Annotated in this window: 16 protein-coding genes; 6 read left to right on the plus strand and 10 right to left on the minus strand. The window is 68.7% G+C overall.

Annotation, left to right across the window (positions count from 1 at the left end; all coding sequences use genetic code 11):
• The first annotated feature begins 2 nt into the window (after nucleotides 1–2).
• The 5 genes from MJO54_RS14900 to MJO54_RS14920 are packed head-to-tail and all read left to right on the plus strand — an operon-like array spanning nucleotide 3 to nucleotide 5,012.
• Nucleotides 3–956: a respiratory chain complex I subunit 1 family protein gene (locus MJO54_RS14900; protein WP_109403122.1), complete on the plus strand. Its 954-nt coding sequence runs from the start codon at nucleotides 3–5 to the stop codon at nucleotides 954–956.
• Complete coding sequence (locus MJO54_RS14905; RefSeq protein WP_046284433.1) at nucleotides 953–1,609, plus strand: hypothetical protein; 657 nt, start codon at nucleotides 953–955, stop codon at nucleotides 1,607–1,609. Before MJO54_RS14900 ends, MJO54_RS14905 begins: the two co-directional genes overlap by 4 nt.
• A complete protein-coding gene (locus MJO54_RS14910; protein WP_240175139.1) occupies nucleotides 1,609–3,075 on the plus strand; it encodes a proton-conducting transporter transmembrane domain-containing protein in 1,467 nt (488 codons plus the stop codon). Before MJO54_RS14905 ends, MJO54_RS14910 begins: the two co-directional genes overlap by 1 nt.
• Nucleotides 3,075–4,553: a hydrogenase large subunit gene (locus MJO54_RS14915; RefSeq protein ID WP_065152490.1), complete on the plus strand. Its 1,479-nt coding sequence runs from the start codon at nucleotides 3,075–3,077 to the stop codon at nucleotides 4,551–4,553. The genes MJO54_RS14910 and MJO54_RS14915 overlap by 1 nt, the downstream gene beginning before the upstream one ends.
• A 39-nt stretch (nucleotides 4,554–4,592) precedes the next feature.
• A complete protein-coding gene (locus MJO54_RS14920; protein ID WP_046284430.1) occupies nucleotides 4,593–5,012 on the plus strand; it encodes a MarR family winged helix-turn-helix transcriptional regulator in 420 nt (139 codons plus the stop codon).
• Here MJO54_RS14920 and MJO54_RS14925 read toward each other — a convergent pair whose 3' ends face one another.
• The 3 genes from MJO54_RS14925 to rpsB form a co-directional block, all read right to left on the minus strand.
• Complete coding sequence (locus tag MJO54_RS14925) at nucleotides 5,013–6,440, minus strand: amidase (RefSeq protein WP_065152489.1); 1,428 nt, start codon at nucleotides 6,438–6,440, stop codon at nucleotides 5,013–5,015.
• A gap of 105 nt (nucleotides 6,441–6,545) precedes the next feature.
• Nucleotides 6,546–7,361, minus strand: a complete 816-nt coding sequence (gene tsf / locus MJO54_RS14930) for a translation elongation factor Ts (RefSeq protein WP_065152488.1) — start codon at nucleotides 7,359–7,361, stop codon at nucleotides 6,546–6,548.
• A gap of 15 nt (nucleotides 7,362–7,376) precedes the next feature.
• Nucleotides 7,377–8,213, minus strand: a complete 837-nt coding sequence (rpsB, locus tag MJO54_RS14935) for a 30S ribosomal protein S2 (RefSeq protein WP_046284427.1) — start codon at nucleotides 8,211–8,213, stop codon at nucleotides 7,377–7,379.
• Nucleotides 8,214–8,504: 291 nt separating this feature from the next.
• Here rpsB and MJO54_RS14940 point away from each other — a divergent pair, with 291 nt between their 5' ends.
• Entirely contained in the window at nucleotides 8,505–9,035 is a 531-nt protein-coding gene (locus MJO54_RS14940; protein ID WP_105295535.1) for a M23 family metallopeptidase, read from the plus strand.
• Here the strand turns inward: MJO54_RS14940 and MJO54_RS14945 are convergent.
• Genes MJO54_RS14945 through MJO54_RS14975 form a run of 7 tightly spaced genes read right to left on the minus strand, consistent with a single transcriptional unit; the run spans nucleotide 8,998 to nucleotide 15,883 of the window.
• The gene (locus MJO54_RS14945; RefSeq protein WP_240175140.1) at nucleotides 8,998–9,867 is read right to left on the minus strand and encodes an alpha/beta fold hydrolase; all 870 of its coding nucleotides are present in this window, start codon (nucleotides 9,865–9,867) and stop codon (nucleotides 8,998–9,000) included. The genes MJO54_RS14940 and MJO54_RS14945 overlap by 38 nt on opposite strands.
• A 2-nt stretch (nucleotides 9,868–9,869) precedes the next feature.
• Nucleotides 9,870–10,769, minus strand: a complete 900-nt coding sequence (locus tag MJO54_RS14950) for a tyrosine recombinase XerC (protein ID WP_065152487.1) — start codon at nucleotides 10,767–10,769, stop codon at nucleotides 9,870–9,872.
• Nucleotides 10,770–10,803: 34 nt separating this feature from the next.
• A complete protein-coding gene (locus MJO54_RS14955; protein ID WP_046284423.1) occupies nucleotides 10,804–11,964 on the minus strand; it encodes an alpha-hydroxy-acid oxidizing protein in 1,161 nt (386 codons plus the stop codon).
• 4 nt (nucleotides 11,965–11,968) lie between these two features.
• Nucleotides 11,969–12,826 (minus strand): siderophore-interacting protein, encoded by an 858-nt coding sequence (locus tag MJO54_RS14960; RefSeq protein WP_064889457.1) that lies wholly within the window; start codon nucleotides 12,824–12,826, stop codon nucleotides 11,969–11,971.
• 40 nt (nucleotides 12,827–12,866) lie between these two features.
• Nucleotides 12,867–14,006, minus strand: a complete 1,140-nt coding sequence (gene dprA / locus MJO54_RS14965; protein ID WP_046286390.1) for a DNA-processing protein DprA — start codon at nucleotides 14,004–14,006, stop codon at nucleotides 12,867–12,869.
• Nucleotides 14,003–15,514 (minus strand): YifB family Mg chelatase-like AAA ATPase, encoded by a 1,512-nt coding sequence (locus tag MJO54_RS14970; RefSeq protein WP_046286389.1) that lies wholly within the window; start codon nucleotides 15,512–15,514, stop codon nucleotides 14,003–14,005. Before MJO54_RS14970 ends, dprA begins: the two co-directional genes overlap by 4 nt.
• Complete coding sequence (locus MJO54_RS14975; protein ID WP_046286388.1) at nucleotides 15,515–15,883, minus strand: YraN family protein; 369 nt, start codon at nucleotides 15,881–15,883, stop codon at nucleotides 15,515–15,517.
• Nucleotides 15,884–15,894: the final 11 nt, after the last annotated feature.

A 15,894-nucleotide genomic window follows, 5' to 3' on the forward strand; every position in this document is an offset into this window, starting at 1 on the left:
CACTGACATACCTGGCGGGTTTCGTGCAGGTCGCCGGCGTCATCGCAGGCGCCCCATTGGTCATCGGCCTGATGCGCCAGGTCCGAGCCCGCGCCGAGGGCCGCACCGGGGCCGGAATCTGGCAACCGTGGCGTGACATCCGCAAACTGCTGGGCAAGCAGAACCTCAAACCGCTCGGCACCACCTGGGTGTTCGCCGCGGCGCCGGCCGCGTTGGCCGCCACCACGCTGGTCATCGTCGCCACCGCGCCCCTGGTGGCGACCGGCTCGCCGCTGGACCCGGTCGCCGACCTGATTACCGTTGTGGGCCTGCTGTTCCTGGGCACAGTGGCCCTGACCTTGGCCGGCATCGACACCGCAACGGCCTTCGGCGGCATGGGCGCCAGCCGTGAGATCACCATCGCGGCGCTGGTGGAACCGACCATCCTGGTGGCGGTGTTCGCCCTGTCGATTCCCGCGAACTCGGCAAATCTGGGCGCCATCGTCGGCAACACCAACGCGCATCCGGGCCAAGTGATCTCGCTGGCGAGCGCGCTGGCGTTCGTCGCGCTGGTCATCGTGATCGTCGCCGAGACCGGCCGGCTGCCGGTGGACAACCCGTCCACCCACCTGGAGCTGACCATGGTGCACGAGGCCATGGTGCTCGAATATGCCGGCCCCAAGCTGGCCATGGTCGAATGGGCCAGCGGCATGCGGCTGACGGTGTTGCTGGCGCTGCTGGCAAACCTGTTCTTTCCGTGGGGCATCGCGGGCGCGGACCCCAGCGCGCTCGAGGTGATCGTCGGCGCCGGCGCGATCGCGCTCAAAGTGGCGGTGTTGGCCGCAATCATGGCCACCGTGGAGGTCTTCCTCGCCAAGCTGCGGCTGTTTCGGGTGCCAGAACTACTCGCTGGGTCCTTCGTGCTGGCGCTGCTGGCCGTGACGGCGGCGAACTTCTTCACGGGAGCGGCGGGATGACCTACGTCAACATGCTGGACCTGGCTGCCGGCGGTGTCCTGCTGGCCGCGGTACTGGCGGTATGGCACCGCGACCTGTCGGTGGTGGTGCGTCGGTTGCTCGTCGCCCAAGGCGTGGCGCTGGCCGCCATCCCGGTGATTCGCGGTGTACACGAGCATGATCGAGCCCTGCTGTTGGTCGGCCTCGGCGTGCTGGCGGTCCGCGCGGTATTGCTGCCGTGGCTGCTACAGCGGGCGCTGGGCGCCGAACGCCAAGAACGCCGTGAGTCCGCTCCCCTGGTCAGCACGACCGCCTCCCTGCTGATGGTCACCGCACTGGTGGTCGCGGCGTTCACCATCGCCCAACCGGTGGTCGCGCTGGCTCCCAGTACCTCGACCAACGCCGCCCCGGCGGCCATCGCAACGGTGCTGATCGCGCTGTTCATCATGGCGACCCGCCGCCACGCCATCTCACAGACGGTCGGCTTGCTGATGCTGGACAACGGAATCGCTGCGACCGCGTTCCTGCTGACCGCCGGCGTCCCGCTGATCGTCGAACTCGGCGCTTCCCTGGATGTGCTGTTCGTGCTGATCGTGCTCGGAGTGCTGACCGGACAGCTGCGCAACGCCTTCGGCGGGGTGGACCTGGACCTGTTGCGGGAGCTCCGCGACTGATGACACTTCTGATTGCGCTTCCACTGCTGGCACCGGTGTTGGCAGCACTGTGCTCGGCGATGCTCGGCTGGCGCCGGTTCGGTTCCGCCGTCACGGTGATGTCTGCGCTGACCATCTTGGGATGCGGTGTCGCCTTGGCCGTACGGATCGGCGACGGGACCCAACTGGCGCTGAATGGCCTGTTGCGGGCCGATGCACTGTCGGTGACGATGCTGATTGTCATCGGTGTCGTCGGCAGCCTGGCCACCTGGGCGAGCATCGGCTACGTCGACGCCGAGTTGGCTTGTGGACACACCGATGAACGCGGCGCACGGTTGTACGGCATCCTGACTCCGGCGTTCTTGGCAGCGATGGCTCTTGCGGTGTCGGCCAACAACATCGGCGTGGTGTGGATCGCGGTGGAAGCCACCACGGTAGTCACCGCGTTTCTGGTCGGGCACCGCCGCAGCCGGGCCGCCCTGGAGGCCACCTGGAAATACGTCATGGTGTGTTCGGTGGGCATCACAATCGCGTTCCTGGGCACCGTGTTACTGCATTTCGCCGCGCTGCATGCCGGAGCGGGCGCTGAGGACGCGCTGGACCTCGACGTGCTGGCCGCCCATGCCAGTGGGCTCGACCCGGCGGTGACCCGTTTGGCGGGCGCGCTGCTGTTGATCGGCTACGGAGCCAAGATGGGCTTGGCACCGTTTCACACCTGGCTCGCCGATGCGCACAGTCAAGCCCCGGCTCCTGTTTCGGCGTTGATGAGCGGGGTGCTGCTGTCCGTCGCGTTCTCGGTGCTGATCCGGATCAAGCCGATCATCGATGCCGCGGTGGGTCCGGCGTTTCTGCGGACGGCACTGCTGGCCGCCGGTTTGGTGACACTGCTGATCGCTGCGCTGCTGCTCACCATCACGACCGATCTCAAACGGATGCTGGCCTATTCATCGATGGAGACGATGGGCCTGATCGCCGTCGCCGCGGCGGCGGGCACCCAGCTGGCGATCACCGCGCTGCTGCTGCACGTCCTTGCTCACGGTGTCGGCAAGACGGTGCTGTTCCTCGCCGGCGGGCAGTTGCAGGCCGCCCACGGCACCACCGCGATCGGCGAGATCTCTGCGGTGTTCGGGAGGTCACGGTTGGTCGGTGGCGCGTTCGCCGCCGGGATGGTGGTCCTGCTCGGTTTGCCGCCGTTTGCCATGTTCGCCAGCGAGGTGGCGATCGCGATCTCGCTGGCCGACGCGCGTCTGGCGTGGGCCCTCGGTCTGGCACTGGTGGCGCTGGTGGTGGCGTTCGCCGCCCTGCTGCGCAATTCCGGCCGGCTGCTGCTGGGCACCCCGGACGCCGGTACCCCGCCGATCCGGGTACCGGTAACGGTTGCGGGCGCGCTGGTGATCGGGGTGCTGCTCTCGTTCGCCCTAGGAGTGACCGCCGGCCCGCTGACCGACTTGTTCGAGGCCGCCGCAAGCCAACTCGGAGTCCGCTGATGGAGCCGATCACCAGCACCCAGCCGGTCACCGGCGATGAGTTGATCGATGCGGCCACGGCTCTGCTGGCCGACGGGTTCCGGCTGGCACTGATGGCCGCTCACGATGACGGCGACACCCTGCGGGTGGTGTACCTGTTCCTCGCCGGCCGCCCGGATCGCCGCAGGGAGCTGACCCTGACGGTTCCGGCGGACGCCCCGGCGATCCCCTCGCTGGCCCGGCTGTCTTTTCAGGCCGGCCGATTCGAGCGCGAGATGCTCGATCTGTACGGCATCACCCCGGTCGATCATCCGCAGCCGCGCCGCCTGGTACGGCACGCGCATTGGCCAGAGGATTGGCATCCGATGCGCAACGATGCCGGGCCGCCCGGCGACTTCGTTGCGGCGGACCACTTTCCCTTCCTGACCGTGGACGGCGCCGGGGTCTACGAGATCCCCGTCGGCCCGGTACACGCCGGTCTGATCGAGCCGGGTCATTTCCGGTTCTCGGTGGTCGGCGAATCGGTGTTGCGACTCAAGGCGCGACTGTGGTTCGTCCACCGCGGGGTCGAGCGACTCTTTCAAGGCCGGCCCGCCCTCGCGGCGGTGGACCTGGCCGAACGGGTCAGCGGCGACACGTCTGCCGGTCACGCGCTCGCACACAGCCTGGCCGTCGAGGACGCTCTCGGTGTCCAGCTGCCCGATCCGGTGCACCGGCTGCGCGCACTGCTCGTCGAGCTCGAGCGCCTCTACAACCATGCCGCCGATCTGGGTGCCCTGGCCAACGATGTGGGATTCGGCTTGGCCAACGCACACGCCCAGCGCGTCCGCGAACTGGCGCTGCGCATCAACGCGGAAGTGACCGGACACCGACTGTTGCGCGGGGCGATCAGCCCCGGAGGTGTCGTGCTGCAAGCACTTCCGGACCCGGACCGGCTACAAGAGCTGGCTGATGACACCGCCGAGATCGCCGAGCTGACGTTGGGCAACTCGGTGATCTATGACCGGTTCGCCGGCACCTCGATATTGCACCGCGACGACGCCGTCGCCATGGGTGCGCTGGGCTACGTGGCTCGGGCCAGCGGGATTGTCACCGACGCCCGCCTCGACCACCCGACCACCGAGCTACCGGTGACCGAGGTAACGGCGAGCACCGGGGATGTACTGGCCCGCTACACCGTTCGCCGCGACGAGTTCGCGGCCTCGGTGACCCTGTGCCGCAACCTGATCGACAGTCACGACGGCCCGCTCGATTTCCGGGCGCCCATTCCGGCGGCGACGGGCCCGCGTAGCGGGATCGGCATCGTCGAGGGCTGGCGCGGCAGCATCGTGCACCGGGTGGAGATCGGAGCCGACGCCATCATCGGCCGCGCCAAGATCGTGGATCCGTCCTGGTTCAACTGGCCGGCGCTGCCGGTATCGATGACCGACACCATTGTCCCGGACTTCCCGCTGACGAATAAGAGCTTCAATCTGTCCTACGCGGGAAACGATCTATAGCGTCTCAGCGCAGAGACCCTGTATGTCAGGATATTTGACATGGATGACGTGGACGTTGCTCCGCTGGGCTACCTGCTGTACCGGGTCAGCTCGGCGCTGCGCCCCCAGGTGACCGCGGTACTCGGGCCGCTGGGGCTGGCGTTGCCCGAATTCGTCTGCATGCGGGCGCTGTCGTTGCGTCCCGGGCTGTCCAGCGCCGAACTGGCCCGGCACACCGGCGTCACCCCGCAAGCCATGAACACCGTGCTGCACCGGTTGGAGAACCGCGGCGCGGTCAGCCGCCCGGAGTCGGTGCCGTCCGGGCGCGCGCTGCCGGCGAACTTGACCGAGGCCGGCCGGGATCTACTGAAGCAGGCCGAAGATGCCGTACGCGTCGCCGACGGTCGGGTGCTGGCTGCGCTGAGCGCGGCCGAGCAGCACCGGCTGCGGCAGATGTTGGAGCGAATCGGCGTCGAGTGACTACGCCCCGCTCGCGATCGTGCGCCAGGGTTTGGCGGCCTCCAGTTCGTAGGCCAATTCCAGCAGCCGGGCGTCCTGCCCGATGGGGGCACTGAACATCATGCCCACCGGCAATCCGGCCGTAGATTCGGCCAACGGCAGCGAGATCGCCGGTTCACCGGTGGCATTCTGCAACGGCGTGAATGCCACCCAGTCCATCAGCCGGTCGATGATCTGCTCATAGCTGGCCGTGGGGTCCAGGTGTCCCACCCGCGGCGTCTCGTGTGCCAGCGTCGGAGTGAGCACGACGTCATAGTCGCCGTACAACCGTGAGGTGTGCCGCCGCCGCACGGACGCCAGGCGGGCGACAGCCAGCGGTAGCCGGTAGAGGTGGCGGGTGGCATGGCGATCCAACCCGAGTGTCAGGTTGTCCAGCCGGGTGCGATCGAAGGTGGGGCCGAACATGCGTCGTCCACCCCTGACCAATGCCGTCGCCAAAAACGCCCAGTAGAGCAGGAAGTCATCGGCGAAGTGCGCCGGCACCGGTGGCCGGTCGAGATACTCGACGCGGTGCCCCAGCTCCTCGAGCAACGCCGCCGTCTTCAACGTCAGTTCGCGGATCTCTGCCGACGTCTCGCGCGCGATCGACTGGGTGATCACCGCCACCCGCAGGCGCTGAGCACCCGGTGCCCGGATGTCACCGATCGGCGGCAGTTTGGTGTTGCGCGAGATCCGTTCGGCCTCCGCGTAAAAGGCGGCGGTGTCGCGCACCGAGCGGGTCACCACCCCGTTGAAGACGATCCGCACCGGCATGGCACGCAAGTCCTTGTCCAACGGCAGTCGGCCGCGCGACGGCTTGAGCCCGACCAGTCCGTTGCAGGCCGCGGGAATGCGAATGGACCCGCCGCCGTCGTTGGCGTGCGCGATCGGGACCACCCCGGCAGCGACGAAAGCCGCCGAGCCCGACGACGACGCCGCCGCGGTGTAGTCGGTGTTCCACGGGTTGCGTACCGCGCCGATCCGCGGATGCTCGGCCGAAGCGCTGAAGCCGAACTCGCTCAATTGGGTCTTGCCCAGCGGAATCAGCCCGGTGCTGCGATAGAGCTTGGCGAAGGCCCCGTCGGCCGCGGCCGGGTGGGGTTGCCAGGCATCGGTGCCCTGCATGGTCGGCATCCCGGCGACGTCGACGTTGTCTTTGATAAATGTCGGAACGCCTTGGAAGAAGCCCGAATGTCCGGTGCCGACGCTGCTCTGGCGGGCGTTCGCCCGCGCGCGGTCGAACGCCCGGTAGGCCAGCGCGTTCAGCTGCGGATTGACCGCTTCGGTGCGGGCGATCGCGGCATCGACCAACTCGGCGGGCGACACTTCGCCCGATCGCAGGCGTTCAACCAGGCCGACCGTGTCCGAGTGACCGAGCGCGTCGTCGCCAAAGGCGTGCACAAGTTGCATGCCGGTGACCTTATCCGACGGACCACGTGAGTCCGTGACGCCCAAACGAAAATCACCGCCAGGCCCGAGTCACGGGCACTGGCGGTGATTTTCGTACGAAGGGGGCTAGGACTGTCCGACCTCGAACCGCGCGAAACGGGTCACGGTCACGCCGGCCTCCTCGAGCAGCGCCTTGACGCTCTTCTTCGAGTCGGAAACCGACGACTGCTCCAGCAGCACCACGTCCTTGAAGAAGCCGGTGACCCGGCCTTCGACGATCTTGGGCAGGGCAGCCTCGGGCTTGCCCTCCTCCTTGGCCGTCTCTTCGGCGATGCGACGCTCGTTGGCCACCAGGTCGGCGGGAACGTCGTCGCGGCTCAGGTACTTGGCCTTGAGCGCGGCGATCTGCAGTGCCACCGCGTGGGCCGCGTTGGTGTCCGAACCGGTGTACTCGACCAGCACACCCACCGCCGGCGGCAGGTCGGAGGCCCGCTTGTGCAGGTAGGTCTCCACGGTGCCGTCGAAGTAGGCGACCCGGCGCAGTTCGAGCTTCTCGCCGATCTTGGCCGACAGCGCCTCGATGGCCTCACCGACGGTGCGGTCACCGACCTTGGCGCTCTTGAGCTCCTCGACATCGGAGGTCTTGGCCGCCGCGGCGGCGGTGACGACCTCTTCTGCGAGGGCCTTGAACTCGTCGTTCTTGGCGACGAAGTCGGTCTCGGAGTTCAGCTCGATGAGGGCGCCGCCCTTGGCAGCGACCAGACCTTCGGCGGTGGCACGCTCGGCGCGCTTGCCGACGTCCTTGGCGCCCTTGATGCGCAGCACCTCGACGGCCTTGTCGAAGTCGCCGTCACTCTCGGCCAGCGCGTTCTTGCAGTCCATCATGCCTGAGCCGGTGAGCTCCCGAAGCCGCTTAACGTCGGCAGCGGTGTAGTTCGCCACTGTGGTGTGCCTTTCCTACGATGCGTCGGTGGTGGTTTCGGTGCCGGCAGCTGCGGCGTCGGCGTCAGGCGCCGCGGTGGTGGCGCCCGCCAGCAGCTCCTGCTCCCATTCGGCCAGCGGCTCAACCGCTTCGGCCGCAGCCTTGCCCTCGCCGTTGCCCTGACCTGCGCGGGCCTGCAGCCCCTCGGCCACCGCGGAGGCGATGACCTTGGTCAGCAGCGCTGCCGAGCGGATCGCGTCGTCATTGCCCGGGATCGGGTAGTCGACCAGGTCGGGGTCGCAGTTGGTGTCCAGGATCGCGATGACCGGGATACCCAGCTTGCGCGCCTCGCCAACGGCGATGTGCTCCTTGTTGGTGTCGACGACCCAGACAGCCGACGGCACCTTGGCCATGTCGCGGATACCGCCGAGGCTGCGCTCCAGCTTGTTCTTCTCGCGGGTCAGCATCAAGATTTCCTTCTTGGTGCGTCCCTCGAAGCCGCCGGTCTGCTCCATGGCCTCGAGTTCCTTGAGGCGCTGCAGACGCTTGTGCACGGTGGAGAAGTTGGTGAGCATGCCGCCCAGCCAGCGCTGGTTGACGTACGGCATCCCGACCCGGGTGGCCTCAGCCGCGACCGACTCCTGCGCCTGCTTCTTGGTGCCGACGAACATGATGGACCCGCCGTGCGCGACGGTCTCCTTCACGAACTCGTACGCCTTGTCGATGAACGTCAGCGTCTGCTGCAAGTCGATGATGTAGATGCCGTTGCGGTCGGTGAAGATGAACCGCTTCATCTTGGGATTCCAACGACGGGTCTGATGCCCGAAGTGGGCGCCGCTGTCCAGCAGCTGTTTCATGGTTACGACAGCCATGAGTCCATGATTCCTTTTTTGTCGGTTGTCGCCCGGCGTCGGGTGAGGCCGGGCCCTGGTGCCTGCTGAAATGCCGGACCCCTGTTGGGGACCACCCGACATCCGGTTGTGGCGCAGACACGCGAAGTCAGCCCGCATAAGCGAACTGCGCAAATGAGTTTACACGGTTCGAGCGGGTGGTTTAGCAAGCCTCGAGGAACGAGAGGCGAAGCTGGAACCACCCCATGAACCAGGTGCTTTGTCCACAGCGGTGACTGGCCCGTTTCGGGGCCGCCGAGGTGAACTGGCCAGATGCGATGCGCGGCGTTGTTACTGGTCGGAGGCCTTCTGCTGGCCGCGCCGGCGCATGGCGACACGGTTCGGCTGGAGTGGCCGCTGCGGCCGCGCCCGGCGGTGGTGCGGCCCTTCGACGCCCCGCGCCCGGATTGGCAGCGCGGCCACCGCGGTGTGGACCTGGCCGGGGAACCGGGCCAGCCGGTGTATGCCGCCGGTGCGGGCACGGTGGTGTTCGCTGGACGTTCGGGTGGGCAGCCGGTGGTGTCACTGGCCCACCCCGGCGGTTTGCGCACCAGCTACCAGCCGGTGTCGGCGGCAGTCCGCATCGGTCAGCTGGTGGCCGCGGGATCGGTGATCGGCACCTTGGAGCCCGGCCATCCGGGCTGCGCGGCTTGCCTGCACTGGGGCGCGATGTGGGGCCCGGCGTCGCGAGCCGACTACCTCGATCCGTTGGGGTTGCTTGCCTCGACGCCGATCCGACTCAAGCCGGTAGCTGGCGTGAGCGCCGCTACGGCGGGGGCAGTCGACGCAGGAAGTCCAGCATAGCGGCGGTCACGACATCAGGCTGATCTCGTTGGACCCAATGTCCGGCACCGGCAACGACTTTCAGCTCCGCGTGCGGGATCAGCGCGGCGGCCGCTCGTGCGCGGGCGATAGGCACGCCGGCGTCCCGGTCACCGTGGATGATCAGCGTCGGGCACGGCAACGATGCCAGCTGCGCCGTGTAGTCGGTTTTCAGCCGGTTCCAGAGCATCTCGTCGTGCTGCCATTGTTCGAAGGCGGCGAACCCGGGGTGCCGTGCGGCGGAGATGATTTCTGCGATCAGCTCGGGGTTTCGTTGGGCTGGATCACGGATCAGCGATTTGAGGCTCCACGTCAGTGCGGCGCGGTTCGTGGCCATCCAGCGGGTGGCGAGATCCAGCGCGCCGGTGCGCTGCATCGCCCACGCCAGCAGGTGTCGGCCGCCGGCCAGCCGCGGCATCAGCCCGTAGCTGTCCAACAGCATTGCCCCGGTGACCCGTTCGGGCCGGTCCAGCACGTGCCCGATAGTCAGTGCCCCGCCCAGCGACAACCCACCGATGGCGTAGTGATCCAGTCCGAGCTCGTCGATGAGCTCCCCCACGTAGGCAACCAGCCGCTGCTGGGTCACCCGCCAGGTGGGCAGCGGGCTCTTGCCGCAACCCGGGTGATCGGGAGCGATGACACGGAAGCCGCCGGCAGCCAGGCGCGGTCCGACCTCTCCCCAAGACAACTCGGCGCTGTCCGTGCCTCCCCCGTGCAGCAGCACCACGGTCCCGGCCGCCCAGGAGGCGGGATTATCGGGACCAAAGTCAAGATAGGAGATCGTTCCCGACGGCAGTTCGAGTGTTGACCGCACCGTCACGCCCGCGGGTGGGCCTGATCGTGCACGGCACGCAACCGGGCGACGGTGACATGGGTGTAGAGCTGTGTGGTGGCCAGGCTGGAGTGACCGAGTAGTTCCTGCACGATCCGCAGGTCTGCCCCGCCCTCCAACAGATGCGTGGCCGCGGTGTGGCGCAGCCCGTGCGGCCCCATATCCGGTGCTCCCCCGACCGCGGCGACGGTCTGATGCACCACGGTGCGGGCCTGCCGCGGGTCCAGGCGCCCGCCGCGGGCGCCGAGCAGCAGTGCCGGGCCGGACTCCAGCGTCGCCAGCGACGGGCGCCCCCGGCTGAGCCACGCCTGCAGCGCGTCGGCAGCGGGCTCCCCGAACGGCACCGTGCGTTGCTTGTTGCCCTTGCCCACCACCCGCAGCACCCGTCGTGAACTGTCGACGTCGTCGATGTCGAGTCCGCACAGTTCGCTGACGCGCACGGCGGTGGCGTAAAGCAACTCGGCGATCAGTCTGTCCCGCAACGCCAGCGGATCGTTCTGCTGCGCCCCGGATTTGGCAGCAACCATCGCGTCGTGCGCCTGGTCTCGGCGCAGCACCGCCGGCAGCGTCCGGCGCGCCTTCGGCAGTTGCAGGCGGGCACCGGGATCCGATGCCAGCAGCCCACGCCGCGCCGCCCAAGCGGTAAAGGTCTTGACCGTCGATGTGCGGCGTGCCAGGGTGCTGCGCGCGGCGCCGGCGCCGGCCTGCGCGGCCAGCCAGCTGCGCAACAACGGAAGACTCAGCTCTCCGATACCGGTGTGCCCCTGATCGGCAAGGAATCCGAACAGCGAGCGCAGATCACCGAGGTAGGCGCGCCGGGTGTGGTCGGAACGGCCCCGCTCCAAAGCGAGGTACTCGTCGAACTCGTCGAGAATCGCGTCCACGTCGACCACGGTCTCAGACGGCGGCCGGGGGCGCTCAGGTGACGCGCCGCAGCGTTTCCGGGGTGAGATCAAGCCGTGACGGATAGCCGTCCACGGCCATGATCAGATCGGCTTCGGCCAGCAGCGAGCGCAGCACGTGCACGATCCCGGCGGTTCCGCCTAAAGCCAGGCCGTAGGCATACGGCCGGCCGATACCCACCGCTGTGGCGCCCAGCGCAAGAGCCTTGATGATGTCGGCCCCGGTGCGAATGCCCGAGTCGAAGAGCACCGGCATCCCGTCGGCGGCCGCCACCACGCCGGGCAGGCAGTCCAGGGCCGGCAGTCCGCCGTTGGCCTGGCGACCGCCGTGCGTGGAGCAGTAGATGCCGTCGACCCCGCCGTCTCGGGCGCGCCGCACGTCGTCGGGGTGACAGATGCCCTTGACGATCAACGGCAGGTCGGTCAATGACCGCAGCCACGGCAGATCATCCCAGGTCAGCGGATTGCCGAAGGTCTGGATCCAGGACAGGATCGCGGCTTGCGGATTCTCCTCTGGCGGCTGGGCCAGGCCCGCCCTGAACACCGGGTCCGACCAGTAGTTGGACAAGCAGTGCCCACGCAGCTGCGGGAAGTTCGACGTGGACAGGTCCCGGGGACGCCAGCCCGGAACCCAGGTGTCGAGGGTGACGACGATCGCCTTGTAACCGGCCGCCTCCGCGCGATGCACCAGGCTGGCGGCCAGCTCCCGATCTTTAGGCGTATACAGCTGGAAAAACCCTGGCGTGTCACCGAATTCGGCAGCGACGTCCTCGAGCGGGTCGGCGGTGAGGGTGGACACCATCATCGGAACGCCGGTGGCCGCCGCAGCCCGGGCGCTGGCCAAGTCGCCGTGACCGTCCTGGGCGCAGATGCCGATGACACCGATCGGCGCCATGAAGACCGGCGAGGGCAACCGCAATCCGAACATCTCGATCGACAAGTCGCGCTCGGCGGCACCGACGAACATCCTCGGTATGAGCCCCCACCCGTCGAAGGCGGTGACGTTGGCCCGTTGGGTGCGCTCGTCGCCGGCACCGCCGGCCACGTACGACCACACCGAGGGGGAAAGCGCCGCAGCGGCTTTGGCCTCCAGCTCGGTGTAGGTCATCGGAAGCGCGGGTACCACACCGGCCAAGCCCTGCAGGTAGATCTCGAACTGGTAGTCCCCGAATGCCATGGCTTTAGCCCGTCTGTTCTTCGGCTGATTCTTTAGCGGCGAGTTCCTTCTTCCACTGCCGGAAAGTCTCTTCGGTGCGCCCGCGCCGCCAGTACCCCGAGATCGACGCCCACTTGGCGTCGACGCCGCGCTCCTTGCGGACATAGGGCCGCAGATTGTGCATGACGGCCTGGGCCTCGCCGTGGATGAACACCTGAACCTGGCCTGGCAGCCACGCAGCGGTGGTGACCGCCTCGATCAGCGGCGCGTTGTCCCCGGCCCGCTCCTGCCCCACCAGGTCCGCACGCCCCCCTCGGTGCAGCCAGCTCAGCTCGATTCCGTCTGGCGCCTTCAGCGCGATCTCGTCTTCGGGCCCGGCGACTTCGATGAATGCCCTGCCCACTGCGTCGTCCGGTAGTGCCTCGAGCGCGGCAGCGATCGCCGGTAACGCGCTCTCGTCACCGGCCAGCAGGTGCCAGTCGGCGTCGGGGTCCGGCGCGTAAGCACCGGCGGGCCCCATCAAGTAGACCGGATCTCCGGGTTCAGCGCCGGCCGCCCAGGGGCCGACAACGCCGTGGTCACCGTGCACGGAGACGTCGATGGCGATCTCCCGGGCGAGCGGATCGGCGCGGCGCACAGTCAGGGTGCGGACCACCGGACGCTGCTCGTCGGGTAGATCCGCGAAGCTGTCCAGCGTCAGCGGCTGCGGGAGCGCCGCGACATCGACGTCATAGCGCACAAAGATCACCTTGACGTACGAATCGGTGAAATCGATGGGCTTGAACGTGTCGAAACCCTTGCCGCCCAACACCACTCGAATCATGTGCGCCGAAGCCTGCTCGGTCCGGACAACTTCGAAGGTGTGAACCGGTCGTCCCGCCACGCTGTCTCCCCTCTTCGCCCTGCCCAGCCGACTATACGAGCTACCGATTCGGGCGAGCTATCCCCCAGCATCCGTCGCGTCGCGCCGCCAGGCCGGCGACCTCCAGCATCGCCAGCGGCCCGAACACCCGTGCCGGCGCCAGCCCGGAGGCCACCGCGATCTGATCGACGGTGACCGTGCCACGCCTGGGCAGCGCTTCGTAGACCTGACGTTCGGCGGCGCTGAGCCCGTCCAGCGGTGTGGCCGGCCGCGGCGGATCGTCTGCCAGTTCCCCGACCCGACCCACCAGTTCGATCACTTCCTCGACTCGGGTCACCAACTCGGCGCCGCCGCGCAGCAGCACGTGACAGCCGGCCGAGGACGCGCTCGTGACCGGACCGGGGACCGCCGCCACCGGCCGGCCCAGCAACCGGGCCCATGCGGCGGTGTTGGCCGCTCCGCTGCGCAGTCCCGCCTCCACCACCACCGTGACCCCTGCCAGCGCCGCCACCAACCGGTTGCGGGTCAGGAACCGATAGCGGGCCGGGCGTACCCCCGGCGGATACTCGGTGACCAGCAGGCCGCTGGCGCCGATGCGATGCAGCAGCGCGGAATGGCCTGCCGGGTAGGCGTTGTCGATGCCCCCGGCCAGTACCGCCACGGTGGTGCCGTCTGCGGCCAGTGCCGCACGGTGCGCCGCGCCGTCGATTCCGTAGGCGCCGCCGGAGACCACCGCCACGTCGCGTTCGGCCAGTCCGGCGGCCAGATCCGCCGCGACCAGCTCGCCGTAGGCGGTTGCTGCGCGGGTTCCGACGATCGCGGTGGCCCGCTCGGCGATCTCGTCGAGGCGCGCCGGCCCCACCGCCCAGAGCACGAGCGGCGGCCGGCAATCTGGTTTGTCTACGGCGTCGGCGCCCCCGAAGCCGGCGAAGGCCAACACCGGCCACTCGTCGTCGTCGGGCGTGAGCAGGCGGCCTCCGCGGCGGTCGAGGATCTCCAGATCATCAGCAGCGACATCGATCTCGCGTCGAGCCTCGGTGTGGCGAGCCAGCTCGGGACCGACTGCACCACACCGAATCCGTTCCGCCGCCTCTACCGGGCCGACCCGATCGACCAGTGCCGCCAGCTCCGGGCGCGGAGGCTCGGCAACCCGGGACAGGTAGGCCCAGGCCCGCTTCGCGGTGGTGGCTGTGGTGCTCATCGGGCCGCACCGGCTTGGCGGAAGCTCAAGGCAGCGGAGACCTCGTCTAGTCCCGGTGACGTCCGCCCGGCCAGATCGCTGAGGGTCCACGCGACCCGCAGAGTCCGGTTTGCGCCCCGGATCGAGAGCAGACCGCGGTCCAGCGCAGTGCGCAGCGGACCCATCGCCACGGTACTGAGCCGGAACTTGCGGCGCAGCAACGCCCCGCTGACCTCGGCATTGGTGTGGAACCCGTGCGGTTCCCACCGGTGTGCTGCGGCGGCGCGGGCCTGCGCGACCCGGCTGCGCACCGCGGCAGTCGACTCCCCGTCCACCGCCGAGAACGCACCCGCGCGCACCGGATGCATCTCCACTCGCAAGTCCACCCTGTCCAGCAGCGGACCGGACAGCCGGCCCAGGTAACGCCGCTTCTCCAATGATTTACAGGTGCAGTCCCGGGGATCGGCCGGGGCGCACGGACACGGGTTGGCCGCCATGACCAGCTGGAAGCGGGCCGGGTAGCAGGCCACCCCGTCGCGTCGGGCCAGCCGGATCTCCCCATCTTCCAGCGGTGTACGCAGCGCCTCCAGCGCGCTGACCCGGATCTCGGCGCACTCGTCGAGGAACAGCACGCCTCGGTGAGCGCGGCTCACCGCGCCGGGCCGCGCCATCCCGGAGCCGCCGCCGACCAGCGCCGCGACACTCGAGCTGTGATGCGGCGCGATGAAGGGCGGCTGGGTGATCAGCGGCGCGCTGCCCGACAGCAGACCCGCGACCGAGTGGATGGCGGTGACCTCCAGCGATTCGCTTTCGGTGAGCGGCGGCAACAGCCCGGGAAGGCGTTGGGCCAGCATGGTTTTACCGATTCCCGGCGGGCCGGTCAGCATCAGATGATGGGAGCCGGCCGCCGCCACCTCGACGGCGAACCGCGCCTGTGCCTGACCGACCACCTCGGCCAGGTCCGCGACCGGCTCGGTCGCCGGGGCCACGGTCGTGATCCGGCCCTGCAGCCGTGCGGCCCCCTCCAACCAGCCGTGCAACTGGCCCAGCGTCGCCACCCCGTACACGTCGATGCCGTCCACCAGGCTGGCTTCGGCAAGGTTGTCCACGGGAACTACCGCGGCAGCCCAGCCGTCGTTCTTGGCGGCCAACACCGCGGGCAGTACCCCGTGGACCGGCCGCACCCGCCCGTCGAGTGCAAGTTCGCCGAGCAGCACCGTCTTCTCCAGCCGGGACCACGGCGCTTTGCGGTCAGCGGAGAGCACCGCAGCGGCCAGCGCGATGTCATAGACCGAGCCCATCTTCGGCAGCGTCGCCGGCGACAGCGCCAGGGTCAGCCGGGCCGCGGGCCAACGCTGCCCACTGTTGGTGATCGCCGCGCGTACGCGATCCCGCGACTCCTGGAGTGCGGCGTCGGGCAGCCCGACCAGGTGTACCCCGGGAAGCCCCGAGGTGATGTCAGCCTCGATCTCCACGATCAAGCCGTCGAGGCCGCGTACCGCCACCGAGAACGCCCGCCCCAGCGACATTCAGCTCACCCCCTGTAGGTGCGTGATCTCCGGGGTTCGGCTACGGCCGATCCGCACCCTGATCACGTCGAGACGTACCTGGTCCCAGTGCGCCTGCTGGCCCACAAGCCAGGTAGCGGCCAGCCGGCGCAACCTGCGCACCTTCTCGGGTGGCACCGCGTACGCCAGCCCCCCGAAACCCTCACCGCTGCGGGTCTTCACCTCGACGAACACCACCGTGCGCGCCGCCAGGTCCGCGGCAATCACATCCAGTTCGCCGTAACGGCAGCGCCAGTTGCGGGCCAGAATGGCCCATCCCTGTCCGATCAGATGATCGACGGCCAGTTGTTCTCCGAGCGCTCCCAGCTCGGTACGAGACATGGTTGTCATACCGGTCAGCG

The organism is Mycolicibacter virginiensis (assembly GCF_022374935.2).
Classification (GTDB): Bacteria; Actinomycetota; Actinomycetes; order Mycobacteriales; family Mycobacteriaceae; genus Mycobacterium; species Mycobacterium virginiense.

Excerpts from the sequence above, each read along its gene's own strand:
- MJO54_RS14920 (WP_046284430.1), top strand. The coding sequence starts at position 4,593 with ATGGATGACGTGGACGTTGCTCCGCTGGGCTACCTGCTGTACCGGGTC.
- MJO54_RS14940 (WP_105295535.1), top strand. The coding sequence starts at position 8,505 with ATGCGATGCGCGGCGTTGTTACTGGTCGGAGGCCTTCTGCTGGCCGCG.
- dprA (WP_046286390.1), bottom strand. The coding sequence starts at position 14,006 with ATGAGCACCACAGCCACCACCGCGAAGCGGGCCTGGGCCTACCTGTCC.
- MJO54_RS14915 (WP_065152490.1), top strand. The coding sequence starts at position 3,075 with ATGGAGCCGATCACCAGCACCCAGCCGGTCACCGGCGATGAGTTGATC.
- rpsB (WP_046284427.1), bottom strand. The coding sequence starts at position 8,213 with ATGGCTGTCGTAACCATGAAACAGCTGCTGGACAGCGGCGCCCACTTC.
- MJO54_RS14925 (WP_065152489.1), bottom strand. The coding sequence starts at position 6,440 with ATGCAACTTGTGCACGCCTTTGGCGACGACGCGCTCGGTCACTCGGAC.
- MJO54_RS14970 (WP_046286389.1), bottom strand. The coding sequence starts at position 15,514 with ATGTCGCTGGGGCGGGCGTTCTCGGTGGCGGTACGCGGCCTCGACGGC.
- MJO54_RS14955 (WP_046284423.1), bottom strand. The coding sequence starts at position 11,964 with ATGGCATTCGGGGACTACCAGTTCGAGATCTACCTGCAGGGCTTGGCC.
- MJO54_RS14910 (WP_240175139.1), top strand. The coding sequence starts at position 1,609 with ATGACACTTCTGATTGCGCTTCCACTGCTGGCACCGGTGTTGGCAGCA.
- MJO54_RS14905 (WP_046284433.1), top strand. The coding sequence starts at position 953 with ATGACCTACGTCAACATGCTGGACCTGGCTGCCGGCGGTGTCCTGCTG.
- MJO54_RS14975 (WP_046286388.1), bottom strand. The coding sequence starts at position 15,883 with ATGACAACCATGTCTCGTACCGAGCTGGGAGCGCTCGGAGAACAACTG.